Raw genomic sequence first — 22,940 nt, forward strand, 5'->3', positions numbered from 1 at the left:
CCGGGGGAGCTCGGGGGAAGGAGCCGGGGGTGGGCGACAGCAGGCCCGTCTACCAGCGCATCGCGGATGATCTGCGCCGCCGCATCGACGAGGGAGGGCTCGCCGTGGGGGACCGCATCCCCTCGCGGTCGGAGCTCAAGCGCGCGTACGCGGCCAGCGACCAGACCGTGGACCGCGCGGTGCGCGTCCTGAAGGCCGCGGGATACGCGGAGGGCCAGTTCGGGCGCGGCGTCTTCGTCACCGACCGGGTGCCGCTGGGCAGCCTGCTGCGCTCGACCGGTGCCGTCGACTCCCCCTTCGCCGCCCGGATGACGGCCCGGGACACGGCCCTGACCTGGGAGGCGTCCTCCACCGAGACCCCCGCCTCGGACCGGGTCGCCGAGCGGCTGCGGATCGGGCCGGGCGACCGGGTGCTGTGCACGCAGTACGAATACCTCGCCAACCGGCACCCCGTGCAGCTCGCCACCAGCTGGGAGCCGCTCGCCATCACCGAGGGCACCGACGTGGTGCTGCCCGAGCGCGGGCCCTACGCCCGGCGCGGCGTGCGCGGCAGGCTGGCGGCCATCGGCATCCGGGTCGTCCGCGCGCAGGAGCTGGTCGGCTCGCGCCCGGCGACGACACCGGAGGCGGAGGCGCTCGGCTGCGCGGCCGGGCAGTGCGTCACCGTCATCGAGCGCACCCACTTCGACGGGGACGGCCGGGCGGTGGAGACCTCCGACATCGTCGTCCGCGCCGACCGCTGGCGGCTGGAGTACGACATCCCCTTCATCAGCTGAGGCGGCCGGCCCCCGGCCCGGTCAATTCTCCGCGAGCTCGCCGTAGAGCTGGGACAGCTCCGGCGCGCCGTCGGCCGCCCAGCTCTGGCCCGCCTCGACCACGTCGATCTCCCGGCCGTTGGCGAGCCGCACGACCGGCTGGCCGTCGGAGCGGATCCACCAGCCGGCCCCCTCCACCGCGCGCACGACGACCGTGCCCAGATACAGCCCCGCGTCGTTGCCCAGCCACGGCAGCAGCTCGGGATCCTCGCGCCAGCGCGGCTGGAGCTGGTCCAGTGCCTCCAGGGACATCGGCGAATCGTCGAGGGTGACCCCCGCCGACTCCGCGTGCGCGCGCAGGAGTTCGCATTCCGACAACAGCTCGGCCAGGCCCTCCGGGTCCCGGTCGACCGCGTCCGCCAGCGCCACCCCGCGGGCCGGGGCGTGCCGCTTGCGCCAACTGTCCAAGAAGGGAATGTTCATACCGGACAGGATCGCACTCGCACGGATGGCCTCACCACAGGCGCGCGGCGCCCGACGTGGCCGGTTGGCCTCCTTGACGTCCCCCAGGCGTCTCCTTAGCTTCATCCCGCCACATTCAGAGCGGGGAACGCTGGGAGGCATGACTCACATGCTCCGGACATCGAGGCTCGGCGGGGTACGGCACAGACGGTGGACGGCGGCCGGGGTCGTCGCGGCGGGCGCCGTCTGCGCCATTGCCGCAGCGAACACCCCGGCGCTCGCCAACACCGCGCAGCGTGGAAGAGAGCCGCTCCCCCTGGAGCGGCTCTTCGACAACACGGCGGTCCGCGGGGACACCCACCCGGGCGACGCCGATTTCGACGGCGCGGGCAACGCGCTGTCGGCCAAGGACCTGGACGCCGCGGGCTGGAGCCCGGGCCACGCCCTGGCCATCGACCGCTCCCCCCTCCGCTGGCCGCGCTCCGCCGCAGGTCAGCCCGACAATGTGCGGGCCGCGGGGCAGGTCGTGCGGCTGCGCGGCAGCGGCGAGGCGCTCTCCTTCCTCGTCGCGGGGACCACCGAGGGCGAGCCCGGCCAGGACGTCAGCGGCACCGGCACCGTCCGCTACCGCGACGGCTCCCGCAGCACCTACCGGCTGACCGCGCCCGACTGGCGGCGCGGCCCGCTGACGACGAAGGCCGTCGGACTCCCCCACCTCGCCGCGCCCGGCGGCCAACGGGCGGAAACCACACGGCTGTACGCGGTGACGGTCCCGGTCGCGCGCGGCCGCGAGGTCGACTCGGTCGTGCTGCCGGACGAGGCGGAGCGGGAGACGGCCCTGCACGTCTTCTCGATGGCGTTGCGGGGTCCCACGAACGGGTGGACCGGCAGCTGGGCGGCTTCACCTTCGGGTTACGCCGCGGTGGGACCGTGGACCGACCGGACGCTGCGGCTGGTCGTGCACGGCAGCGCGGGCGGGCCGCGCACCAGGATCCGGCTGGAGAACACCTTCGCGCCGCGCCCGGTCCGCATCGGGCACGCGAGCGTGGCGCTCCAGGAGCGCGGCGCGGCGGCGGCCGGCCGGCCCCGGGCACTGACCTTCGACGGGCGGCCCGGGGCCGAACTGCCCGCGGGCGCACAGCAGTTCAGCGACCCACTGGGGTTCCGCGTGCCCGAGGGCGCCGACCTCCTGGTGAGCATCCACCTGCCGGGCACGGTCCGGGCACTGCCCGTGCACAGCTACATCGACTCGGTGTCCTATCTGACGGCCGACGGCGCCGGTGACCGCACGGGCGACCGCGGCGCGGGCGCGTACTCCGCGAAGCTCGACTCCTGGCCGCTGCTGACGGGCGTGGACGTCGGTGACGGCGCCGGCTCCGTGGTGACCCTCGGGGACTCGATCACCGACGGCGAACGGTCGACGCCGGGCACCAACGGCCGCTGGCCGGACCTGCTGGGCAGGCGGCTGCGCGGACAGCAGTCCGTGCCGAAGTTCGGGGTGCTCAACGAGGGGATCTCGGGCAACCAAGTGGTGAACGACCGCTATCCCGGTGACAACACCAGCAAGATCCTCAGCGGGGTCAGCGCGGGCCACCGGCTGGAGCGCGACGTGCTGGCGCAGACCTCGGCCCGTACGGTCGTCGTCTTCGAGGGCGTCAACGACATCCGGGCGGGCACCACGGCCGCGCAGGTGATCCCCGCGCTGCGGGCGATGGCGGAGCGGGCGCACGAGCGCGGCATGCGCTTCGTCGCCGCGACCATCGCGCCCTGCGGCGGCTTCCACGACTGCACGCCGGCGGCCGACGCCGAGCGCACCGCCATCAACCGGGACATCCGGGCGAACGGCGGCGCGTACGACGCGGTGCTCGACTTCGACGCCGCCATCCGCGACCCGCGGCAGCCCGACCGGATGCTGCCGGCCTTCGACGGCGGTGACCACCTGCACCCCAACGACGCCGGGATGCGGGCCTTCGCCGACGCGATCGACCTGCGCAAGCTGATCTGACGACGCGAGCGGGGCGCCCGGACCTCAGACGTCCAGATCCACGACGACCGGGGCGTGGTCCGAGGCGCCCTTGCCCTTGCGCTCCTCACGGTCGACATAGGCGTCCTTCGCCGCCTGGGCGAAGGGGGCGTTGCCGTAGACCAGGTCGATGCGCATGCCCTTGTTCTTGGGGAAGCAGAGCTGGCGGTAGTCCCAGTAGGTGTACGGACGGTCGTACTTCAGGGGGCGGGGCACGACGTCGGACAGGCCGAGGTCGCGCAGGGCGCCGAGGGCGGCGCGCTCGGCGGGCGTGACGTGCGTGGCGCCCTCGAAGACCGCCGGGTCGAAGACGTCCTCGTCGGTCGGCGCGATGTTGAAGTCACCGAGCACCGCGAACGGCCGCTCCCCCTCGGCGTCCGCGGCGACGGCGTCGCGCAGGGCCTCCAGCCAGCGCAGCTTGTAGGCGTAGTGGTCGTGGCCGACCTCGCGGCCGTTGGGCACATAGACCGACCAGAGGCGGGCGCCCCCGCAGGTCGCGGAGATCGCCCGGGGCTCCTGCGCGCCGTCGTAGTCGGGGCCGCCCGGCAGGCCGGAGACCACGTCCTCCAGGCCCACTCGGGAGAGCAGGGCCACGCCGTTCCACCGGCCGGTGGCGTTGACCGCCGCCTCGTAACCCAGCTCGCGGAGCTCGTCGAACGGGAAGGCGTCCTCCCCGCACTTCGTCTCCTGTATGCACAGCACGTCCGTGCCGCTGCTCTCCAGCCAGGCCAGGAGCCTCGGGAGACGGGCGGTGATCGAGTTCACGTTCCAGGTGGCGATGCGCATGGGCCAACCCTAACGGCCGGGTCTGACAACGTCAGAGAGTGACGGTCTCGCCGGGCGCCAGCCGGGTGTGGTCCGTGCCGCCCGGCCCCTCCGGACCCAGCATCCGGTCGTAGACGGGCCGGGCCAGGTCGGTCAGCAGCGCGTCGTGGATGTCGATGGCGCGCCGCGGGCTGACCTCCCGGAGGTAGTCGATGACTTCGGAGACCTTGTTCCACGGGGCCATGACCGGGACCATCAGGGTGTCGACGGGCCGGCCGGGCACGGTCAGCGCGTCGCCGGGGTGGAAGACCGAACCGTCCACGAGATAGCCGACGTTGGTGATCCGGGGGATGTCCGGGTGGATCACCGCGTGCAGCTGCCCGTGCACCTCCACCTCGAAACCGGCGGCGGTGAAGGCGTCCCCCTCGCCGACGGTGTGCACCCGGCCGGGGAAGGCCGCGGAGACCTGCTCGGCGACGCTGCGGAGCGTCCACAGCTCGGCGGCCGGGTTGGCGTCCAGGGCGGCCCGCAGCCGGTCCTCGTTGAAGTGGTCGATGTGCTCGTGGGTGACGAGGATCGCGTCCGCGCCGACGGCCGCGTCCTCCTCGCTGAAGGCGCCGGGATCGATGACGAGCGTGCGGCCGTCCTTCTCCAGACGGACGCAGGCGTGACTCTTCTTGGTCAGCTTCATGATCCCCATACTGCTACGGCCGGGCTACGCGTGCGGGGGCGGCCCTTCCGCGATGACGCGCCGCGCGACCTCGAAGGCGGCACCGGCGGCGGGCACGCCGCAGTAGACGGCCGTGTGCAGAAGCGTTTCCTTGATCTCGTCCGGGGTGAGGCCGCAGCGCAGTGCGGCGCGCGTGTGCACGGCGAGGTCGTCGAGGTGGCCGCCCGCGGTGAGCGCGGTCAGGGTGATCAGGGCACGCGACCGGCGGTCGAGCCCCGGGCGGTCCCAGACCGCGCCCCAGGCATAGCGGGTGACGAAGTCCTCGAAGTCGCCGGTGAGCTCGTCCCCGGCCGCTTCGGCGGCGTCGGCGTCGGCGTCACCGAGGATCTCGCGGCGGACGCGCGTGCCACGGTCGTACGGGTCCGGGGCGGCTGGTTCCGGTTCCAGGGTGGGCGGCGGCCCGAAACCGGCGGGTGCGGGGGTGGGTTGCGGGGCGGCGGGCTGCTGGGCGTGCGGCTGCTGGGCGAACGGCTGCTGGGGCAGGGGCGCGAACATCCCGCCCGGGGCGGCGGGCGGGAACCCGTACCCCGAGGCGTGCCCGGGAGCAGCCTGGCTCGGCGCGGGGGCCGGCGCCGGTGCTTGGGGGGAGATCCGCACGGTGTCCGGGTTCAGGTCCTGGCCCGAGGCCTTGCCGGGGATGCGGACGGTGTCCGGATTCAGACCGTGGGCCGGGGCGGGGGCGGGGGCGGGGGCCGGGGCCTGTGCTTGAGCCGGGGCCGGGGCCGGGGCCTGGGCCGGGGCCGTAGCGGGGGCGGGGGCGGGGGCCTGGAACGGTGCCTGCTCCTGGTCGGCCGGCCGGCCCGGGGCATGGCCGAACGCCGGGCCGGGCGCCGGGCCGGGCGCGGGAGCCGGCGGCGTCGCCTGCGGCATGGGCGCGGCGACCGGGGAGAGGCCCTGCTGGGTGGAGAGCTGCCAGGCCGTGGTGAAGTGGCGGACCAGCAGGTCCGTGACGGCCGCGGGCTGCTCCACCGGGGCGAGGTGCGAGGCGCCGGGCACGACCGCGAGCCGCGCGTCGTGGATGCCCGCGACCAGGACCCGGGCGTCGGCGGGCGGCGTCACCTGGTCCTCCGCGCCGACGAGCACCAGCGCGGGCACGCCGATCCGGCCGAGCTCGGCGCGGACGTCGAAGGCGGCCAGCGCGTCGCACGCGGCGACGTAGCAGCCGGGGTCGGTGGTGCTGACCATCTGCACGGCCCAGTCCACGATGGCGGGCTGGGCGGCCGCGAAGCTCGGGGTGAACCAGCTCTCGGGCGCCGACCGGGCGATGGGGTCCATGCCGTTGTTGCGCACGGTCTCACCGCGCTGCCGCCAGGAATCGGCCGTGCCCGATCGCGCGGAGGTGGCGATCAGGGCCAGCGCGGCGAGCCGGTGCGGGTGCCGCAGGGCGAGGTCCGCGCCCATCGCACCGCCGATGGAGCAGCCCGCGTAACCGAAGCGGTCGACGCCGAGGCCGTCGAGCGTGGCGAGAAGCCGGTCGGTGAGCTCACCGACGACCGGCGCGGGCTCGGCGGGCGCACCGCCGTGTCCGGGCAGATCGAAACGGAGGACACGCCAGTGACGGGTCAGCTCCGGTATCTGCCGGTCCCACATGTGCCATGTGGTACCCAACGCGGGCCCCAGGACCAGGACTGGGGCGTCTTCTGGCCCGTCAGAGCGGTATTGGAGGGTGTTCGCCGGTGTCTCACTCACCCGCCAGACCCTCTCATCTGTCACGACAGCCCCTATAACGGGGGTCATGACAGTGCGGGTCCGATCTCCTTGATACGGCGTTCGTAGTAGTCCTGGGTGCGCGGGTCGCAGCGCAGACGGGTCTGCACGATCCGGTGCAGGGCGGCGCTCTTCCGCCAGTCGCCGCCGCGGTTGCCGGACTCCGCGTGCTGTCGTGGACTACTGCACCAAGCCCATTCACCGACGGGGCGCCAAAGGCACGGTTCACCGCCTCGGCAGAGCCGGGCCTCTTCTCACCACACGAGGAGGACTGTTGGTAGGATTGGTGGCATGAGTGAGCCTACCGGCAAGTACTCGATCACCATGCCGCGCGACATCGCGGAGGCAGCCCGGACCCGCAGCGGCCCGTCCGGCCTGTCCGCGTACGTGACTGCCGCCGTCGCCCGCCAGATCGAACGCGACAACCTCAACGAACTCATCGCCGTCGCCGAGGCCGACCACGGCCCCATCACCGACGACGAGGTCCAAGCGCTGCGTGACCAGCTCCACCAGGCCCGGCAGGAACAGGGCCACGGCGGGGCGGACGCCGCGTGAACCGCTCACCCGCCGCGCCCGGCGGCACCCTCGTCCTCGACAGCGAGGGACTGGCGAAGGCCGTCCTGCGCGACCGCACGGTCACCGCGTGGCTCGCCCTTGCCCGCGCCGATGATCTCCGTGTCATCACCTCCGCGGCCACCCTCGTCGAGGTGGTCCACCCCCGCATCAACCGGCCGGCCCTGGAGTGGACCTTGTCCCGCCTCGTCGTCGAACCGGTCACCGAACCGATCGCCCGCCATGCTGCCGCGCTCCTGGCCGACGCCGGACTGCACGGGCACAAGTACGCCATCGACGCCATGCTCAGCGCCACCGCCCTCGTCGCTCCCGGCCCTGTCACGGTCCTCACCTCCGACCCCGAGGACCTCACCGCCCTGTGCGGCGCACGCGTCACCGTCATCAAGGTCTGAGCCGGATCGCCGTCGCGCGTGCCCGGTTACACGAACAGCGCGCACTCGCCCTGTGACAATCGCCGGATCAGCCCTCTCCGTCGAGTTGTGCGGCCAACTATCAAGCGGAGGAGGTCAGTCCACGCACTGGCTCGCCGCTGGGGGTGAGCCTGGTCCAGGGCGGGAACCAGGCTAGGGGGCGGGTTCGGCGGGGCCGTGTTACAGGACAGTGGCGCCGGCCTCAGTCTCCAGGACCGGGGCGTAGCAGGCCGTGCGCAGTGCAGCCAGGGACCGGTCGGGCGGTGCGACGGGGATGGGGACGGGTGGGCGCGATGCACCGCAGGCCCGGCTTCGCGAACCCACGCGCCTGGGCGGCTTCGACGATCAACGTTGTGTCGTCGGAGCGGACATAGCAAGCCGAGCGGAGGTCCACGTCCTCTTCCTCTGCAAGGTGCGCCCGTATCCCCTGTCTCGCCTCGCTCGAACGCTTTCGATAATCGCATCACGCGCGACGACAGGTGCCATACGCGGGCACCGGCCGCCCTGGCCGACATGACGGCCCCGGTTCTGGCTGTGGTGGTCCGATGAGGTGGGAGACTCCCGGGCTGCGTGGCGTTTGAGGCGCCGGATGACTTCGCGCCGAGTCTTGCCCGCTTTCGATCCGACGCTCGTAGTAGTTCTGCATGCGCGGGTCGACTCGCAAGCGGGTGAACACGATGTGGTGGAGCGCGGCGTTGGCCTGCCGGTCGCCACCACGGTTGCAGGTGAAGTCCTCGCCCTCCCTCAACGAGGGTTAACAAAGGTGCAGTTGGACTGTCAGTGGCGCATGGCATCCCTGAAGGCATGGCATCTTACGGATCATGCCCGGAATATTTTGAGGGATAAAACCCTGTACCCTCAGGGGAGTTGAGACTTGTCAGGGTTGGAGGTGAACCGTGAGTGATCAAAAGGAGTTGCTCGCGGATCCCGCCATGCTCGCCCTGGCGCGCGACTCTCGGGGGTGGACCCAGTCCGACCTGGCCGAGCAGATGTCGCACGTGGAGGGCAGCCGCATCACGCAGGGGTACGTTAGCCGGGCCGAAGCCGGCCGGATCCCGGTCCGGGCCGAGCGGGTGCTCCTGTTCGCTGCCGCGCTTCGCTTCACCCCCGAGATGCTGTGCCAGGCCACTGATGCGGCCGGGGTAGGCATCGGGCTGATACACCACCGCAAGCGGGCCTCACTGGGAGCCCCCGCGCTGCGCCGGATCCATGCGACGCTGGCGCTCACCCGCCTTCAGATCGAAGCGGTGACGCAGGCAGCGGCCCTCCACCGTCCCCATCGGTTCAGGCCCATTGAGGTCAGCGACTTCGACACTCCCGCGGACGCTGCGGAGACGCTGCGCGAAGAGTGGAACGTTCCCGCCGGCCCCATCGACGACCTGATCGCGCTGCTCGAAGACGCCGGCGCCCTGGTCGCCGTCCGTGATCTAGGCACCACCGAACTCGACGCCGTCAGCCAGTGGCCGCACGACCGGACGCCACTGATGCTCCTCAACTCCGCTGCCCCTGCCGATCGTTCACGCTTCAGCCTTGCTCACGAGCTGGGCCATCTGATCATGCACCGCGAGCCGGGCGAGGGACGTACACAGGAGACCCAAGCCGACCGGTTCGCCGCCGAGTTCCTCATGCCACACGAAGTGATCCTGAGCGAGCTCAAGCCTGGCATCGACGTCGCCCGCCTCATGGATCTCAAAGCCCGCTGGGGAGTCTCGATGGCCGCTCTCATCCGGCGTGCCGTTGACCTGGGCGTGATCAGCGAATGGCAGTACCGCACGCTCATGGTCGAGTTGTCCGCACTCGGCTACCGCACCAACGAACCAATCGTCATCCGGCGCGAGACCCCGCGCCATATCGCTCAGGCCGTCACCCGGCTTGAGGGACAGCACCACCTCAGTGCGACCGAGACCGCTCACCTGGCGGGTCTGGGCCGTGAGGAGTTCCACGAGATCTACTTGTGCGCTTCTTCTCCGTCCGGACACAAGGACGTGCCGGACCCTTCTGCGAGGTGATTCATGAGCAACGCCCCCGATCCCAGGCGGCGACCACCCGCCGTGAAGACGCTCGACCACACCGTGGCAGCGGTGCCGCTCCTGCAGGGACGCGTGCTGCTGCACGAACATGCCCAGCCAATTCCCCGGCCTCGCCCTGCCCTGGATGATGAGCTGGGCGGCGTGGTCATGACCGGCCTCAACGCCGACGCACGCGCCTTCCAGCTCCGCGCCGATGCCGGCTTCACAGGCACGCTTCTAATCGACAGCGCCGCGTACACCACTTACACGGCAACGGCGGAGGAGCCGTTCATGGCTCCCCCCAACGAACTGTTCGCCACCGTGCACGACTCCTTGAACTTCCAGAAGGCTCGGGGGGCAAGCGCAGCGCTGACACCCACCGGCTACATACCACCGGCGAACTCCCGTGTCCTCAAGGCAGTACTGAGGGAAGCCAATCGGATCGATCGGGCAGACACCCTGGTCTCCCTACCGATCGACGTCACCTGGCTGAACCGGGAGAACATCAGTCAGCTGATCGCGGTATGCGCCAAGATCCGCCACCCCAAGGCCGTCATCCTCTTTCGCCAGTTCGACCCGCTGGAACAAGCGAAGGACGTTCCGGCCAACCTGCGGCGGCTGTTCACCGAGGTCGAGCACATGTCGCTCTTGCGTACAGACCTCGCAGCACTCGACGTGCTGGCGCATGGCGCCCTCTGCGCGGGAATCGGCGTCCGAAGCTCACTCCGCCACGCGATACCGCCCGACGAGAAGGCCCAGATAGGCAAGCGAGGTGGCGGACCAACGTATCCGCACGTGCTGATGCCGCAGCTGATGTGCTTCAAGGGCGCCGAGTCGTTGTCCACGCTCTACGCCAACGCGGTTCCGGCGACCTGCGCCTGCGAGGAGTGCAACGGGCGGAGTCTCGACCGCTTCTTCCTGTCTGACGGCGACACACGACGTGAGGCCGACAGTCACAACATTTTCACCTGGAGCGAATGGGTTGGCGACATGGCCAGCTACCGGGCGGGCACCGAGCGCAAGACGTGGTGGCGCAACAAATGCGCTGCGGCCGTCGATCGCTACGCGCTGGAAAACCAGCGCATCGGCCTGGGCGCGAGCCCAAGGTCCGGGTTCCAAGTACCCGCGCCGCTCAGGGCATGGGCGACACTGCGGGTCACGCCGTAGCCGGACGCGATCCCTCAGGCCAGCTGACGGTGGACGTCTTCCAGGAACTTCCAGCCGGCAACCGTATGGCGCCTGCTTACGAAGGGGCTTGGCGGCACAACGACCTCGACCGCAGCCTCTTGGACGTGCAGCAATCCGATGCCGTAGAAGTCAGCGCGCATCACAGCCTCGTCCTTGCGCCGCAACACACCATCGACCAATATGGAACGAGCAGTGAATGGTGTAAACCGCTCGGCATGCTCCATCGCAGACTCCCAGCTACGTCCGGGCACGAACACCATGTCGACGTGGACCGGCTGGGTCGCCTGTCTGGTAATCAGTCCGTCGCGTCGAATCACTGCCCCCTTCGGGAGGCACCGCAATGCCCGGCGTTCCCTGTCGCTCAGTGATCCGGCAGGAACAGGCTCGCCGAGGGGCAGCGCCATCAAGAGGTTCAGGGCATCAGGTCGCGTCAGCGGAGCCATGCCCGCAGCAGCCCGTCGCTCCCGCTCTCCCGCATCAAATCGGTAGGCCGCAACGACTTTCGCTCCAAAGGCTTCAACGACTGCCAGGCTCGCTTCGCGGGGTACGAGATCGCCGGGAGCCAGCGCTCCTGCAACCACACCCAAGGGCTCTCGTGCCGCGATCGCCATCGACCAACCCGCTCTCGTCCTGCACCGACGCTCTCCCCAGCAAGGCTGTACACGCACATCCTTACCGCTTGCCCCGCACCACCGGAAGCAGCCTCAGCAACAAACCAACGGACCTCAACCGGCCCTAGACACGGGAACGCGTCCAAACGAACAGCAAGGCTAGTACGGACACTCGTGCGATCGCCGACCGCCTCCCCAGATAGCTCGGCATCGATCATCCGCCGCCCTCTGGCTGCACAATCTGCACCCACAAAGGGTCGCGGACGGGCAACTGCGATCGTAACCGTCTCGCGCCATGACACCTACGGTTGTTCGAATTATTGGGCCGCCCTGACCCATCGGAAGCACCTATTTCAGGCCGCCGCCAACCAGCGCCGCGTCATCGGCCCCGCGGGCAGAACCCCCGCCGAAACAAGCCGACGGGGGTCAACATCTGTCACGCCCGAGTCACCAACAGCGTCGACGCGCCTGGCCAGCAAGGTCCGAACTCGGTCAAACGCTCCCGCCCTGGACCACATGGGCGCCAGAAGACGCTTCCACCTACCTGTGCCATGTGGTACCCAGCGCCGGCCCCAGGACCAGGACTGGGGCGTCTTCTGGCCCGTCAGAGCGGTATTGCAGGGTGTTCGCCGGTGTCTCAGTCACCCGCCAGACCCTCTCATCTGTCACGGACGCCCCTATAACGGGGGGTCGGTAGTCACCGCCCCGACCAGGTGGAAGACCTCGCGGGCGGCATATCGCTTGCGGCATCGGATGATCTCACGACTGGCTTTGCCCTCCTGGGTGCGGCTTCCAGGAATACTCGATGGGCCCGGCTCCACACAGAGCGGCGAAAGACGCCTCCGTGCTCAGCCGCTCCCGGCCACCTTGCGCTCGACGTCGTCGGCGCAGTCCCCGGCGTGGGGTCCATCGCCAACAGTGTCAACTGTGCCTGGTACGGCGCGGAGGGCGACTACTCACGCCGGCTGTCACCCGCCGCTGCCATCCCCTTCGCGGGCGAAGGCGCCACTGCGCTCAAGCTCGCCAAGCCGATCAAGGACGTCAAGGCCGGCGACAAGGTCGTGGTCACCGAACCCATCACGGGCAGTACCGAAGCGCGATCGGTCGACCCGGGCGGTCGCCGACGCGTCGCTCACCGGCCGCCTGGACGGCCGAACCAGGCCGGCCGCTCGGCAGACCGCAGCTGCGGACGCGCCCTCCAGGCGGCAGCCCAGGGCCGTGGGGAAGGTCTTGTTCAGGCTTTGGGATTCACCAACGGCGCCGGTGGATGGCGAATTGGCCTCGGTCCGGCTGCCGGGCCGGGATCAAGGCGCTCCCGAGCATGCGGTCGGCAATCCGCGGCGGTGGCTCTCAGTCGCCGCGCCGTACCCGGGCCGCCTTGCGGGCCTCGGCGAGCATGCGGGCCTCGCTGGACTTGCGGGACTTGCCGCCGGTGGCGCGGGTGGCGCCCTTGCTGGTGCCCAGGCCGCGGAAGGGAGCGTTGGTGTTCTTGGGCCGGGATGCGGCAGGCCCGCCGTCGAGCGGGGTGCCGGAGGGGGCCTTGGCTCCGGTGATGCGGCTCAGCTCCGCCTCGCCCGAGCGCACCTTGGTGACCGTCGGCTCGATGCCGGCCTCGGCCATCAGCCGGCTCGTCTCGCGGCGCTGGGCCGACACCACCAGCGTGACGACGACGCCGGACCGGCCGGCCCGGGCGGTGCGGCCCGCGCGGTGCAGGTAGTCCTTGGGGTCGGTGGGCGGGTCGACGTTGACCACGAGATCGAGGTCGTCGACATGCAGGCCACGGGCCGCTACGTTGGTCGCCACCAGGGCGGTGACCTGGCCGTTCTTGAACTGTGCGAGGGTCCGCGTGCGCTGAGGCTGGGACTTGCCGCTGTGCAGGGCCGCGGCGTGCACTCCGCCGGCCCTCAGATGCCGGGTGAGCAGGTCGACCGCGTGCTTGGTGTCCAGGAACAGCAGTACGCGGCCGTCGCGGGCGGCTATCTCCGTGGTGACGGCGTACCGGTCGGGGCCGTGGACGACCAGCAGATGGTGGTCCATCGACGTGACCGCGCCCGCGGACGGGTCGACCGAGTGGACGACCGGGTCGTGGAGGTAGCGGCCGACCAGCTGGTCGACGTCGCGGTCCAGGGTCGCCGAGAACAGCATCCGCTGGCCGTCGTGGTGCACCTGGTCGAGCACCCCGGTGACCTGCGGCAGGAAGCCCATGTCGCACATCTGGTCGGCCTCGTCGAGGACGGTGATCCGTACCCGTCCCAGGCGGCAGGCCTTGCGCTCGATGAGGTCGTGCAGGCGGCCGGGGGTGGCGACGACGACCTCGGCGCCGTCGCGCAGAGCAGCGATCTGCCGTCCGATCGACATGCCGCCGACGACCGTGGCCATCCTCAACCTGAGCGCGGCGGCATACGGCGCGAGCGCCTCGGTCACCTGCTGGGCCAGCTCCCGGGTGGGCACCAGGATCAGGGCGAGGGGCTGCTTCGGCTCCGCACGCCGACCGGCCGTCCGTACGAGCAGCGGCAGGCCGAAGGCGAGCGTCTTGCCCGATCCCGTGCGCCCGCGCCCCAGGACGTCGCGTCCCGCGAGGGCGCTGGGCAGCGTGGCTGCCTGGATCGGGAAGGGCTCGCGCACGCCGAGCTCGGCGAGCGTTCGCAGCACCTCGGCCGGCAGTTCCATGCCGGCGAAGGCAGCCGGGGACACCGGCCGGGCGAGGTCGCCGTGCGAGGCGCCGGGGCTGTCCGAGTGGTTCATGAAGAGCCTTCCGCAGGGGGAACGTACCGAGGAAAGGCCCGGCAGGAATGAGCAGCCGACGAACAAGGGAGGCGCGCGGACGGAGTCGGCGACCGTCACAGCCGTCCAAATATTCGATGCTAACACAAAGTGATGTTCCGACCCCGGGCCAAGGAGGTCGAGGACGCCGGGCGGCACCGGTTCACCGACGACCGGCTCCGATCACCGCACAGGTTCCTCACGGATGTAGCCCTGGTCGATGAGCCACTGCACCGAGATGCCCTCCGGGAGCATGAACTGCGTTCCGCCGCCGGGCTGGCCGAACCAGGGAGCGACCTTGCCCCCTTGAATGACGCCGTACTTCTCGGCGTCCTCCTGACTCCACGACCGGATCCAGCTGTACACGTGGTACTCGCAGGCCACGTAGGTGGGAGGCAGGGAACGCTGGGCGAACGGCGTTCCCCTCGGGTGCGCGAACCTCCCCAGCGGGCTCCCGAACCGGTCCCACACCTCCGCTTCCCCCGCCGACCGCTCCTGCCCGCGCCTGCGCCGCCACAGCCTCACGACCGCCCCCCGGCCGGATAGGCGTCCACGTCCTCAAGGCGCACTCCCGGGCACTGCTGCGGGATCTGCGCCCGGAACCTGTCCGCCCACTCGGGCCGGACCAGCCTCAGCAGCCGGACCTGCCTGGCCAGCCACCCCACCCGGGTGTCGTCGCAGCCGGGCAGCAGATCACGGTGGTCGAGCTCCCAGCGGGAGGCGGCGTCACGAGTGGTGTGCAGAGCCGCCCAGTACAGGAACTCGTCCAGATCCCCGGTCGTACGGCGCTCCACTTCCTTGCCGCGCTCCCGCACCACCCAGTGGACAACGCCGTCGCGGACCTCGGCACGGGGGTAGCCGGCATCGGGCGGGCCGTTACCGACGACGTCCGCGCCGTCGAGTTCTTCGATGCCCGACAGCATGCTGTGAACGGCTGCGTAGACGCCCTCGAGAGATATCGTCATGCAGACGATTATCCCCTCACCTATGGGACTCCCCGTATGGGCTCGGTCACAAAGGTCCAGCGATGTCGCCGAGAACCCACTGCCCGGTCGTCACCCGCACCGCCTCCGCAGTGGCCGCCACCCTCCTCGCCGCTCACGCCGTCCGGGCGCGCGCGTTCAAGGGGTGGTCGTCGAGATGACGAAGACCTGGGGGTAATCCGGGTTGTCCAGGTTCGCGGTGACGGCGAGCGTCGGCTTGGGCTTGTCTTGTTCCCGGACCGTACCCGCCCAGTGGTGTCCGGAGCCGAACTTCCAGCCGACCTGGGCCGCCTGGTCGTCGTCGATGGTGACGTCGCCGTCCTTGAGCGCGGAGGCGCTCGTGCCGACGTCGGTCAGCCACTTCGCGAACTTGGCGCGGGTGGTGGTGAACTGGAGGAAGAGCGAGCTGGACTTCCACGAGTTGGTCTCGTAGCTGGCCACGTTCTCGGCGTACGACGGGACCGTCACCTCGTAGATGCGGCGCTGGAGCTGGGACGGCCAGCCCTCCTCCAGGCCGGTCGCCGCGGCCTGTTCCTTCTTCGAGTCGCTGCCGCCGCGGCTCTGCATCGCGGAGATGTAGAGGTAGCCCGCCGGGATCGTGATCAGCAGGAAGACGATCACGGCCTTGAGCCAGCGGCGCCGGGGGCGGCCGTCGCCCGGCTCCGGCAGTGGCGCGGTGCGCTCGGGGAGCTCCATGGTGGCCGTCACCCGCGGCCCGCCTGTGCGTAGCGCTCATAGCGCTCGACGCGGCGCCGGTTGGCGCGGCGGAAGCGGCGGGCCACGAGCCGGGCCAGGTCCGCCGCGCCGACCATGCCGGCCTCGGGGCCCAGCTGCGCCTTGACGATGCGGGCCTCGGGGCGGTAGCCGCGGCCGGTCAGGTGGCGGCGGAAGGCGTCCCGGGCGGGGCCGATGAGCAGGTCGTCGGCGGCGCTGACGCCACCGCCGATGACGAAGCAGGACGGGTCGAGGGCGGCGGCGAGGTTGGCGATGCCCACGCCCAGCCACTGGCCGATGTCCTGGAGCAGCTCGACGCACATGGCGTCGCCGGAGCGGGCCAGCTCGGTGATGAGCGGCCCGGTGATCTCCTGGATGTTGCCGCCGACGCGGTCGGTGATGCCGTACGCGACCGGGGACTCGGCGGCGGCCAGCTCACGGGCCTCGCGGACGAGGGCGTTGCCGGAGCTGTACTGCTCCCAGCAGCCGCGGTTGCCGCACGGGCAGCGGTGGCCGCCGGGCACGACCTGCATGTGCCCGAATTCGCCCGCCACCCCGTACTTGCCGCGCTTGACCTGGCCGTCCTCCAGGATGGCGCCGCCGATGCCGGTGCCGAGGGTGATCATCACCAGGTGGTCCTCGCCGCGGCCCGCGCCGAAGCGCCACTCCGCCCAGGCGGCGGTGTTGGCGTCGTTGTCGACCATGACGGGGACGGCGAGGCGGCCGGCGAGGCGGTCGCGCAGCGGCTCGTTGCGCCAGGACAGGTGCGGGGCGAAGAGCACGCGATTGCGGTCGGCGTCGACCCAGCCGGCCGCGCCGATGCCCACGGCGTGCACGTCGTGCCGGTCGGAGAGGTCCAGGACCAGCTCGGTGATGGTGTCCTCGACGACCTTGGGGCTCTTGGACTTGTCCGGCGTCTCGGTGCGGATCTTCTCCAGGATGGTGCCGTCGGCGTCGACGACGCCCGCCATCACCTTGGTGCCGCCGATGTCGATGCCGACCGTGGGGACGCGCGGGGCGGTCAGGTGCGACCGGCGCTCGCGGGTGCCCACCGTACGCAGCACGGTCGCTCTGGCCGCACCTCTGTGGAGCTCGCGGTACATGCTCATCGTGCCTCCACTGCGTGGGGCCTGGCGGTACGGGGGCGTGCTCGCACGAGTCGGTGTCCCTGCGCTGGTCTCTGGAGGCGGGGCCTCTCATGGATACGGTCGGTGCGATTGTGCCTCACTGAGCCGTTCGGCACCGCATCGTGGGGGTACGCAGCGGGAGCCGGGCGGCCGCGCCCGGGGCCCGGGATCACGCGTCGCCCGAGGCGGCCCTCTCCAGCTCGTGGCTGAGCTGGTCGAGCTCGCTGCCGCCCGCCATCTGGCGGGTCAGCTCGTCCAGGGCGATCTCCGACTTCGCGTGGCTGCCGGCCATCGCCCCGCGCTTGAGCAGGACGAACCGGTCACCGACCAGATACGCGTGGTGCGGGTTGTGCGTGATGAGCACCACGCCGAGCCCGGCGTCGCGCGCCGCGGCCACGTACTTCAGCACGACGCCCGACTGCTTGACGCCGAGCGCGGCGGTCGGCTCGTCCAGGACCAGGACCTTCGCCCCGAAGTAGACCGCCCGGGCGATGGCGACGCACTGCCGCTCGCCGCCGGAGAGCGTGCCGATGGGCTGGTCGACGTCGCGCAGGTCGATGCCCATGCGCAGCAGCTCGGCCCGGGTGGTCTCGCGCATCCTGGCGACGTCGAGCCGCTTGAAGGGGCCGGCGCCCTTCGTCGGCTCGGAGCCGAGGAAGAAGTTCCGCCAGACCGGCATCAGGGGGACGACGGCGAGGTCCTGGTAGACGGTCGCGATGCCGCGGTCCAGGGCCTCGCGGGGCGAGCCGAGCCGGGTCTCCTCGCCGTCGATCGCGAAGGTGCCCGCGTCGTGCTGGTGCAGCCCGGCGATGATCTTGATGAGGGTGGACTTGCCCGCGCCGTTGTCACCGAGGACGCAGGTGATCTCGCCCGCGTGGACCTCCAGGGAGACCCCTTCGAGGGCGCGGATGTTCCCGTAGAACTTGCTGACGTCCGCCAGCTCCACCAGAGCGGTCACTTGCTCGCCTCCGCACGCTTACGGACCCACGCGTTCAGCAGCGTCGCCAGCAGCAGCATGGCGCCGAGGAAGAACTTGAACCAGTCCGGGTTCCACTGGGCGTAGACGATGCCCTTGCTGGTCATGCCGAAGATGAACGCGCCGACCGCGGACCCGATGGCCGAGCCGTAGCCGCCGGTCATCAGGCAGCCGCCGATGACGGCCGCGATGATGTACAGGAACTCGTTGCCGACGCCCTCGCCGGACTGCACCACGTCGTACGACATCAGCAGGTGCTGGCCGGAGATCCAGGCGCAGAAGGCGACGGCCATATAGAGGCCGATCTTGGTCTTGTTGACGGGGACGCCGACCGCGCGGGCCGCGTCGGCGCCGCCGCCGACCGCGAAGATCCAGTTGCCGACGCGGGTGCGCAGCAGCACCCAGGTGGCCAGGGCCACCAGGCCGAGCCACCACAGGATGGTGACCTGGAGGTCGACGTCACCGATCGACAGGTGGGAGGCGAAGACCTCGCGGGCGGACTCGAAGCCGTCCATGTCGCCGATGGTCTTGGTGGAGACGGTGCCGCTGATGAGCTTGGTGAAGCCGAGGTTGAGGCCCGTGAGCATCAGGAAGGTGCCGAGCGTGATGATGAAGCTGGGCAGCTTGGTGCGGGTCAGCATGAAGCCGTTGAAGAAGCCGATGGCCAGGGTGGCCAGCAGGGACACCCCGACGCCGACCCAGACGTTGGCCGTCATCTGATAGCTGAACATCGAGGAGATCAGCGCGGAGCTGGTCACCATCACACCGGTCGACAGGTCGAACTCGCCGCCGATCATCAGCAGCGCCACCGGCACCGCCATGATCCCGATCGTCGAGGACGCGTAGAGCACGGTGGACAGGCTGGACGGCTGGAGGAAGCTGTCGGCGACGAACGAGAAGAAGAGGAAGACCGCTGCCGCGCCGACGACCGAGCCGAGCTCGGGGCGGCCCATCATGCGGCGCAGGTAGCTCCGGCGCACCAGGCGTTCGTCGGCCCGCTCGGTGGTGGCTGTACTCATCGGGTGCCCCGCTTCGCGAACTCCGCCAGGGCCTTGGCGTCGTCCTTGGTGATGATCTGCGGGCCGGTGAGGACCGGCCGGCCACCGCCGAGCATGTCGCGGTTGTACTTGTAGAGCCAGAGCAGGTCCACGGCCTCGTACCCCTGGAGGTACGGGTCCTGGTCGACGGCGAAGCCGAGCGCGCCGCTCTGGAGGTCCTTGGCGACCTGGGCGTTGAGGTCGAAGGTGTCGACCTCGGCCTTGCTGCCGGCCTGCTCGGCGGCCTTGACGGCGGTGGGCGCGAAGGGCGCACCGAGCGTGACGACGGCGTCGACGTCCTTGTCGGACTGGAGCTTGGCCTCGATCGAGGACTGCACGTTGGGCATGTTCGTGCCCTCGACGTAGAGGTTCTGCACGTCGCCCTTGAAGGACTTCTTCACACCGGCGCAGCGCTGCTCGTGGCCGACGTTGCCCTGCTCGTGCAGGACGCACACCGCCTTCTTCCGGCCGCGCTTGTTGAGCTCGTCGCCCACGGCCTCGCCCGCGATCGTCTCGTCCTGGCCGACGTGCGTGAGCGCCCCGAAGTCCTTGGACTGCTCGGAGCCCGAGTTCACGGTGATCACCGGGATGCCGGCCTTGACCGCCTTGGCGACGACGTCCTTCATGGCGTCGGGCTTGGCGAGGGTGACGATCAGGCCGTCGACCTTCTGGTCGATCATGGCCTGCACGTTCTGTGCCTGCTTGTTCCCCTCGACGTCGTGCGCGTAGAGGAACTTGATGTTGTCCTTGGCCGCCGCCTGCTTGGCACCGCTCTGGACGATGTCCCAGAAGGTGTCGCCATCACCCGAGTGGGTGACCATCGCGAAGGTCCAGCGGGGCGTGGAGACATTGGCACGCCCCTGGGACGCCTTCGCGGCCCGCTCCTCGGCGCGCTTTCCGCCCGTACTGCTGCACCCCGCCAAGGTGGCGCCGAGCACCGCTGCCAGCACGGCGCTCACCGCACGTACGCCTGTCCGAACCCTTGCCACGAGGAGTTGCCCTTCTCACTGTCTTTCACGGTGCGGCCGGACCCCGCACCGCGGGACCGACCGCCCAAGTATCCGTCACCATCCGTCACCGCCGTCCGCCGGGGTTTCGGCGGGACCGTGCGGGGCTGCCGCCCGTGGGTGAGTTCTAGTGGCGGACGCCACACCCCGTCAATACTTTGTCCGAACATTCTGACGGACTGACCTGTTCGCCGCCCCTAAGGGCGCACCAGGAGCTGGAAGTCGAAGGAGTAGCGCGACGCCCGGTAGATGTGCGAGCCGAATTCCACCGAGCGCCCGGTGTCGTCGTACGTCGTCCGTTCCATCGTCAGCAGCGGCGCGCCTTCCGGCTCGCCGAGCCGCTCCCCCTCCTCGGCGGTGGCCGCGCGGGCGCCGACCGTCTGGCGGGCGCTGTGCAAGGTGATGCCCGCCGCGCGGATCAGGCGGTAGAGGCCGGTTTCGGCCAGCTTCCCGCCGTCGAGGTCGAGCAGGCCCACAGGCAGGTGATTGCGCAGGTGGGCCATGGGCTCGCCGTGCGCGAGGCGCAGCCGCTCGACGAGGACGACCTCGGCGCCCTCGGCGACCCCGAGCGCCGCGGCCACCCGTGCCGTGGCCGGCTCGACCAGATGGCGCAGCACACGCGTGGCGGGCTGCTGCCCGGCGGCCTCCAGGTCGTCGTAGAGGCTGCTGAGCTCCAGCGGGCGCTTGACCTGGCTGTGCAGCACCTGCGTACCGACGCCCCTACGCCGTACGAGCAGGCCCTTGTCCACCAGCGACTGGATGGCCTGCCGGACGGTGGGCCGGGAGAGGCCGAGCCTGCCGGCGAGGTCGATCTCGTTGCCCAGGAGGCTGCCGGGGGCGAGCGCGCCTTGCTCGATGGCCGCTTCCAGCTGCTGCGACAGCTGGTAATAGAGCGGTACGGGGCTGCTGCGGTCCAGGCTGAACTGGAGGGATCGATGGGTCGCCACGAAGGGAGCGTAGCCGGGCGACCGGATGACGGGAAGTTCGGAGGTCAGGTTGTCCAGACATGAACGGAACCCGGTCTCTCCGTTACCGGCACGGGTGACCGCTTTACCGGTACGGGTGACGTCGCCGTCAACTCCGCGCCGACGACTCGCGTCTTGTGCGGTACGGATGCCAACGTAGATATCAGTGAATATGCGCTGATTTCGCATGTGCTCCTGTCCTGCCCGGCCGAGTGGCCCGAGGGGAAGGCGAGTCATGGAAGAGCTGGCTCTGGGGGTGGCGCTGGGCTTCAGCGCGGGCATCAGTCCGGGCCCGCTGCTCGCCCTCGTGCTGTCGGGGACGCTGCGCGGCGGGCTGGGCGTGGGCCTGCGGGTGGCGGCGGTGCCGCTGATCACCGACCTGCCGGTGATCATCCTTTCGGTCACCGTGCTGGCCGTGCTGCCGGGCCGGGCGATCTCCGCAGGCGGCGTGGTCGGCGGCCTCTTCCTGGCCTGGCTGGGCGCCTCGACGCTGCGCGAGTCCCGCACGGCGGAGATCCCGGCCGCCCGGGAGGCCGCCGTGGCCCGTGCCGAGGGGCGGCGGACGCTGTGGCAGGGGGTGGTGGTCAATCTGCTGAGCCCGCACCCCTGGGTCTTCTGGCTGACGACCGGGGCGCCGCTGCTGGTGGCCGCGTGGCGGGACAGCCCGCCGGGCGCGGGCGGCTTCCTCCTCGGCTTCTACGCCCTGCTCGTCGGCAGCAAGGCGGCGCTCGCCCTGATCGTGGCCCGCGCCCGCCACCGGATCGGGACGCGCGGCTACCGGCTGCTCCTCGGCGGCTCCGGCGTACTGCTGCTGGCGGCCTCCGCCTTACTGCTCGTCGAGTTCGGGTCCGCGCTGGTGGCGTAGCCACCGTGGGCACGAATAAGGGTGCGCCACCGGCACCCCCGTGCGACTTTCGCCCTCCCGCTCAACCGCGCCTCCACTCCGGCCCGTTTCTGTCTTCGAAGGCACCACGACACAACGGGGGAACCGCATCATGAGCCACGGCTACGCGTACGACACCCCTCTCGCCCCGCCGCCGCTACGGCTGTACGACCAGCGGGCGGCGGCCACCCACAACCACCTCCGGCCGGTGGCCGACTGGGTCTCCGGCCACGTCGCCCGCCCGCACCCGGACCTCGGCCGCCGCGGAGCCGTCTGCCCTTTCGTCCCGCTGGCCCTACGCCTGGACCTGCTCCGCTTCGCCCTGGCAGACCCGCCCGCGACCGATGAGCCGACCCTGCTGGCGGCGACGACCGCGCTCAAGGCGCACTGGCTGGCGATGGAACCGCTCACCGGCCCGCACACGATCGACAAGTCCATCATCCTGGTACTCCCCGGCGTCCCGGCCGACACGGTCGTCCGCGTCCACGACCGCCTCAAGCCGTCGTTCGTCGCGGACGGCATGATGCTGGGCGAATTCTTCCCCGGCCACCCGGGCCCGGGCCTGCGCAACCCCTCTTTCCGCCCCCTGCACAGCGACACTCCCCTGCTGGTCGCCCGCAGCATGGTCCCCAACGACCTCCCGTTCCTGACGGAGAAGCGCTATCCGCCGGCGCGGCGGGCGGGCTTCGTGGCGGCCTTCCTGAAACACCAGGGGTCGGCGAGCGCGGCTGTGCGGGAGAGGGCGCGGGAGGAATTGGAGGTGGCGCGGGGGGAGATGGGGCGGTGCCCGTTCCTGGACTAGGCGCTGCTACGGGGCTGCGTGCTCCCGCCCCCAGTGGCGGTGGAACGCGCGCCCCGCGCGGGCGGCCGCTGCATGGTCGGCTGTCGCCCATGCCCGGTGCCGGGCGTTCCTCAGGCTGACGCAGGTGGGGCATCGATCGGCCGCACCGCCGACCACGACGCCGGGACCGGAAGTGTGCGGCAGGGAGATGACGCCCATCAGTTCACGCCCCGAGGGCCGATCCCGAGCTTCGCGCGCTCCTCCGTCGTGGCGATGCGCAGGCGTGACGCGTGCGCCGTCCACAGGGACCCGTCGCGCACCGACTTGACCGTGTAGACGCGCTCCGTCGCTCCTTGCGTCACGCCCACTTCGCCAGTCTCCTTGTCGACCACCAGCGCGCCGGAGCGGTAGCCCGTCCCCCACGACGTCACATTCGTCATCTGTTCGAACCTCCGTGTGCCGCTCATGCGG

At 70.8% G+C, this 22,940-nt stretch carries 23 protein-coding genes; 8 read left to right on the forward strand and 15 right to left on the reverse strand.

Annotated features, from left to right (window positions below):
- Positions 1-29 precede the first annotated feature (29 nt).
- Complete coding sequence (locus ACFY1P_RS10355; RefSeq protein WP_361525962.1) at positions 30-776, forward strand: GntR family transcriptional regulator; 747 nt, start codon at positions 30-32, stop codon at positions 774-776.
- A 21-nt stretch (positions 777-797) separates the two neighbouring features.
- Here ACFY1P_RS10355 and ACFY1P_RS10360 read toward each other — a convergent pair whose 3' ends face one another.
- Positions 798-1,238 carry a DUF6278 family protein gene (locus ACFY1P_RS10360; protein ID WP_361525959.1) on the reverse strand — a complete coding sequence of 147 codons (441 nt, stop codon included), beginning with the start codon at positions 1,236-1,238 and terminating at the stop codon, positions 798-800.
- A 148-nt stretch (positions 1,239-1,386) separates the two neighbouring features.
- Between ACFY1P_RS10360 and ACFY1P_RS10365 the strand changes: the two genes are divergently transcribed.
- On the forward strand, positions 1,387-3,222 hold the full coding sequence (locus ACFY1P_RS10365; protein ID WP_390750470.1) for an SGNH/GDSL hydrolase family protein: 1,836 nt from the start codon (positions 1,387-1,389) through the stop codon (positions 3,220-3,222).
- 24 nt (positions 3,223-3,246) lie between these two features.
- Here the strand turns inward: ACFY1P_RS10365 and ACFY1P_RS10370 are convergent, their stop codons facing one another.
- Genes ACFY1P_RS10370 through ACFY1P_RS10380 form a run of 3 tightly spaced genes read right to left on the reverse strand, consistent with a single transcriptional unit; the run spans position 3,247 to position 6,325 of the window.
- Positions 3,247-4,026: an exodeoxyribonuclease III gene (locus ACFY1P_RS10370; RefSeq protein WP_361525957.1), complete on the reverse strand. Its 780-nt coding sequence runs from the start codon at positions 4,024-4,026 to the stop codon at positions 3,247-3,249.
- A gap of 31 nt (positions 4,027-4,057) precedes the next feature.
- Positions 4,058-4,696, reverse strand: a complete 639-nt coding sequence (locus ACFY1P_RS10375) for an MBL fold metallo-hydrolase (RefSeq protein WP_361525954.1) — start codon at positions 4,694-4,696, stop codon at positions 4,058-4,060.
- A 24-nt stretch (positions 4,697-4,720) separates the two neighbouring features.
- Positions 4,721-6,325 carry an alpha/beta fold hydrolase gene (locus ACFY1P_RS10380; RefSeq protein ID WP_390750389.1) on the reverse strand — a complete coding sequence of 535 codons (1,605 nt, stop codon included), beginning with the start codon at positions 6,323-6,325 and terminating at the stop codon, positions 4,721-4,723.
- A 408-nt stretch (positions 6,326-6,733) separates the two neighbouring features.
- Between ACFY1P_RS10380 and ACFY1P_RS10385 the strand changes: the two genes are divergently transcribed.
- The 4 genes from ACFY1P_RS10385 to ACFY1P_RS10400 all read left to right on the forward strand — a co-directional run bounded on the left by ACFY1P_RS10385 (position 6,734) and on the right by ACFY1P_RS10400 (position 10,601).
- The gene (locus ACFY1P_RS10385; RefSeq protein ID WP_361525949.1) at positions 6,734-6,997 is read left to right on the forward strand and encodes a CopG family transcriptional regulator; all 264 of its coding nucleotides are present in this window, start codon (positions 6,734-6,736) and stop codon (positions 6,995-6,997) included.
- Positions 6,994-7,407 (forward strand): PIN domain-containing protein, encoded by a 414-nt coding sequence (locus ACFY1P_RS10390; RefSeq protein ID WP_229348399.1) that lies wholly within the window; start codon positions 6,994-6,996, stop codon positions 7,405-7,407. The genes ACFY1P_RS10385 and ACFY1P_RS10390 overlap by 4 nt, the downstream gene beginning before the upstream one ends.
- Positions 7,408-8,321: 914 nt before the next feature.
- Positions 8,322-9,434, forward strand: a complete 1,113-nt coding sequence (locus ACFY1P_RS10395) for a helix-turn-helix domain-containing protein (protein ID WP_390750390.1) — start codon at positions 8,322-8,324, stop codon at positions 9,432-9,434.
- Positions 9,435-9,437: 3 nt separating this feature from the next.
- Positions 9,438-10,601: a hypothetical protein gene (locus tag ACFY1P_RS10400; RefSeq protein ID WP_390750391.1), complete on the forward strand. Its 1,164-nt coding sequence runs from the start codon at positions 9,438-9,440 to the stop codon at positions 10,599-10,601.
- A gap of 14 nt (positions 10,602-10,615) precedes the next feature.
- Here the strand turns inward: ACFY1P_RS10400 and ACFY1P_RS10405 are convergent, their stop codons facing one another.
- The 10 genes from ACFY1P_RS10405 to ACFY1P_RS10450 form a co-directional block, all read right to left on the reverse strand.
- Positions 10,616-11,233, reverse strand: coding sequence for a hypothetical protein (locus ACFY1P_RS10405; RefSeq protein ID WP_361525940.1), 618 nt, complete (start codon positions 11,231-11,233; stop codon positions 10,616-10,618).
- A gap of 1,350 nt (positions 11,234-12,583) precedes the next feature.
- Complete coding sequence (locus ACFY1P_RS10410) at positions 12,584-13,978, reverse strand: DEAD/DEAH box helicase (protein WP_390750392.1); 1,395 nt, start codon at positions 13,976-13,978, stop codon at positions 12,584-12,586.
- 201 nt (positions 13,979-14,179) lie between these two features.
- Positions 14,180-14,521: a TNT domain-containing protein gene (locus ACFY1P_RS10415; RefSeq protein ID WP_390750393.1), complete on the reverse strand. Its 342-nt coding sequence runs from the start codon at positions 14,519-14,521 to the stop codon at positions 14,180-14,182.
- A complete protein-coding gene (locus tag ACFY1P_RS10420; RefSeq protein ID WP_390750394.1) occupies positions 14,518-14,961 on the reverse strand; it encodes an Imm63 family immunity protein in 444 nt (147 codons plus the stop codon). The genes ACFY1P_RS10415 and ACFY1P_RS10420 overlap by 4 nt, the downstream gene beginning before the upstream one ends.
- A gap of 156 nt (positions 14,962-15,117) precedes the next feature.
- Positions 15,118-15,687, reverse strand: a complete 570-nt coding sequence (locus ACFY1P_RS10425; protein WP_390750395.1) for a hypothetical protein — start codon at positions 15,685-15,687, stop codon at positions 15,118-15,120.
- Positions 15,684-16,802: an ROK family glucokinase gene (locus ACFY1P_RS10430; RefSeq protein ID WP_390750396.1), complete on the reverse strand. Its 1,119-nt coding sequence runs from the start codon at positions 16,800-16,802 to the stop codon at positions 15,684-15,686. The genes ACFY1P_RS10425 and ACFY1P_RS10430 overlap by 4 nt, the downstream gene beginning before the upstream one ends.
- 187 nt (positions 16,803-16,989) lie before the next feature.
- Positions 16,990-17,778 (reverse strand): ATP-binding cassette domain-containing protein, encoded by a 789-nt coding sequence (locus tag ACFY1P_RS10435; RefSeq protein ID WP_390750397.1) that lies wholly within the window; start codon positions 17,776-17,778, stop codon positions 16,990-16,992.
- Positions 17,775-18,815 carry an ABC transporter permease gene (locus ACFY1P_RS10440; protein ID WP_361528258.1) on the reverse strand — a complete coding sequence of 347 codons (1,041 nt, stop codon included), beginning with the start codon at positions 18,813-18,815 and terminating at the stop codon, positions 17,775-17,777. The genes ACFY1P_RS10435 and ACFY1P_RS10440 overlap by 4 nt, the downstream gene beginning before the upstream one ends.
- Entirely contained in the window at positions 18,812-19,792 is a 981-nt protein-coding gene (locus tag ACFY1P_RS10445; protein WP_361528260.1) for a sugar ABC transporter substrate-binding protein, read from the reverse strand. Before ACFY1P_RS10445 ends, ACFY1P_RS10440 begins: the two co-directional genes overlap by 4 nt.
- Positions 19,793-20,037: 245 nt before the next feature.
- Positions 20,038-20,757, reverse strand: a complete 720-nt coding sequence (locus tag ACFY1P_RS10450) for a GntR family transcriptional regulator (protein WP_361528294.1) — start codon at positions 20,755-20,757, stop codon at positions 20,038-20,040.
- Between the two features lie 283 nt (positions 20,758-21,040).
- On the opposite strand from ACFY1P_RS10450, the gene ACFY1P_RS10455 reads away from it, so the two are divergent.
- Together ACFY1P_RS10455 and ACFY1P_RS10460 are read left to right on the forward strand one after the other, a co-directional pair.
- Complete coding sequence (locus ACFY1P_RS10455) at positions 21,041-21,670, forward strand: LysE family transporter (RefSeq protein ID WP_361528262.1); 630 nt, start codon at positions 21,041-21,043, stop codon at positions 21,668-21,670.
- A 130-nt stretch (positions 21,671-21,800) separates the two neighbouring features.
- Positions 21,801-22,490: a DUF6875 domain-containing protein gene (locus ACFY1P_RS10460; protein WP_390750398.1), complete on the forward strand. Its 690-nt coding sequence runs from the start codon at positions 21,801-21,803 to the stop codon at positions 22,488-22,490.
- Positions 22,491-22,687: 197 nt separating this feature from the next.
- On the opposite strand, the gene ACFY1P_RS10465 is transcribed toward ACFY1P_RS10460, so the two are convergent.
- Positions 22,688-22,909, reverse strand: a complete 222-nt coding sequence (locus ACFY1P_RS10465) for a hypothetical protein (protein WP_390750399.1) — start codon at positions 22,907-22,909, stop codon at positions 22,688-22,690.
- Positions 22,910-22,940 lie beyond the last annotated feature (31 nt).

This window comes from Streptomyces sp. NPDC001407, assembly GCF_042895325.1.
Lineage (GTDB): Bacteria > Actinomycetota > Actinomycetes > Streptomycetales > Streptomycetaceae > Streptomyces.

Bases quoted from the DNA above. Each gene is read 5' to 3' on its own strand.
- ACFY1P_RS10360 (WP_361525959.1), bottom strand. From the start codon at position 1,238: ATGAACATTCCCTTCTTGGACAGTTGGCGCAAGCGGCACGCCCCGGCC.
- ACFY1P_RS10365 (WP_390750470.1), top strand. From the start codon at position 1,387: ATGCTCCGGACATCGAGGCTCGGCGGGGTACGGCACAGACGGTGGACG.
- ACFY1P_RS10370 (WP_361525957.1), bottom strand. From the start codon at position 4,026: ATGCGCATCGCCACCTGGAACGTGAACTCGATCACCGCCCGTCTCCCG.
- ACFY1P_RS10375 (WP_361525954.1), bottom strand. From the start codon at position 4,696: ATGAAGCTGACCAAGAAGAGTCACGCCTGCGTCCGTCTGGAGAAGGAC.
- ACFY1P_RS10380 (WP_390750389.1), bottom strand. From the start codon at position 6,325: ATGTGGGACCGGCAGATACCGGAGCTGACCCGTCACTGGCGTGTCCTC.
- ACFY1P_RS10385 (WP_361525949.1), top strand. From the start codon at position 6,734: ATGAGTGAGCCTACCGGCAAGTACTCGATCACCATGCCGCGCGACATC.
- ACFY1P_RS10400 (WP_390750391.1), top strand. From the start codon at position 9,438: ATGAGCAACGCCCCCGATCCCAGGCGGCGACCACCCGCCGTGAAGACG.
- ACFY1P_RS10405 (WP_361525940.1), bottom strand. From the start codon at position 11,233: ATGGCGATCGCGGCACGAGAGCCCTTGGGTGTGGTTGCAGGAGCGCTG.
- ACFY1P_RS10410 (WP_390750392.1), bottom strand. From the start codon at position 13,978: ATGAACCACTCGGACAGCCCCGGCGCCTCGCACGGCGACCTCGCCCGG.
- ACFY1P_RS10420 (WP_390750394.1), bottom strand. From the start codon at position 14,961: ATGACGATATCTCTCGAGGGCGTCTACGCAGCCGTTCACAGCATGCTG.
- ACFY1P_RS10430 (WP_390750396.1), bottom strand. From the start codon at position 16,802: ATGAGCATGTACCGCGAGCTCCACAGAGGTGCGGCCAGAGCGACCGTG.
- ACFY1P_RS10440 (WP_361528258.1), bottom strand. From the start codon at position 18,815: ATGAGTACAGCCACCACCGAGCGGGCCGACGAACGCCTGGTGCGCCGG.
- ACFY1P_RS10455 (WP_361528262.1), top strand. From the start codon at position 21,041: ATGGAAGAGCTGGCTCTGGGGGTGGCGCTGGGCTTCAGCGCGGGCATC.
- ACFY1P_RS10460 (WP_390750398.1), top strand. From the start codon at position 21,801: ATGAGCCACGGCTACGCGTACGACACCCCTCTCGCCCCGCCGCCGCTA.
- ACFY1P_RS10465 (WP_390750399.1), bottom strand. From the start codon at position 22,909: ATGACGAATGTGACGTCGTGGGGGACGGGCTACCGCTCCGGCGCGCTG.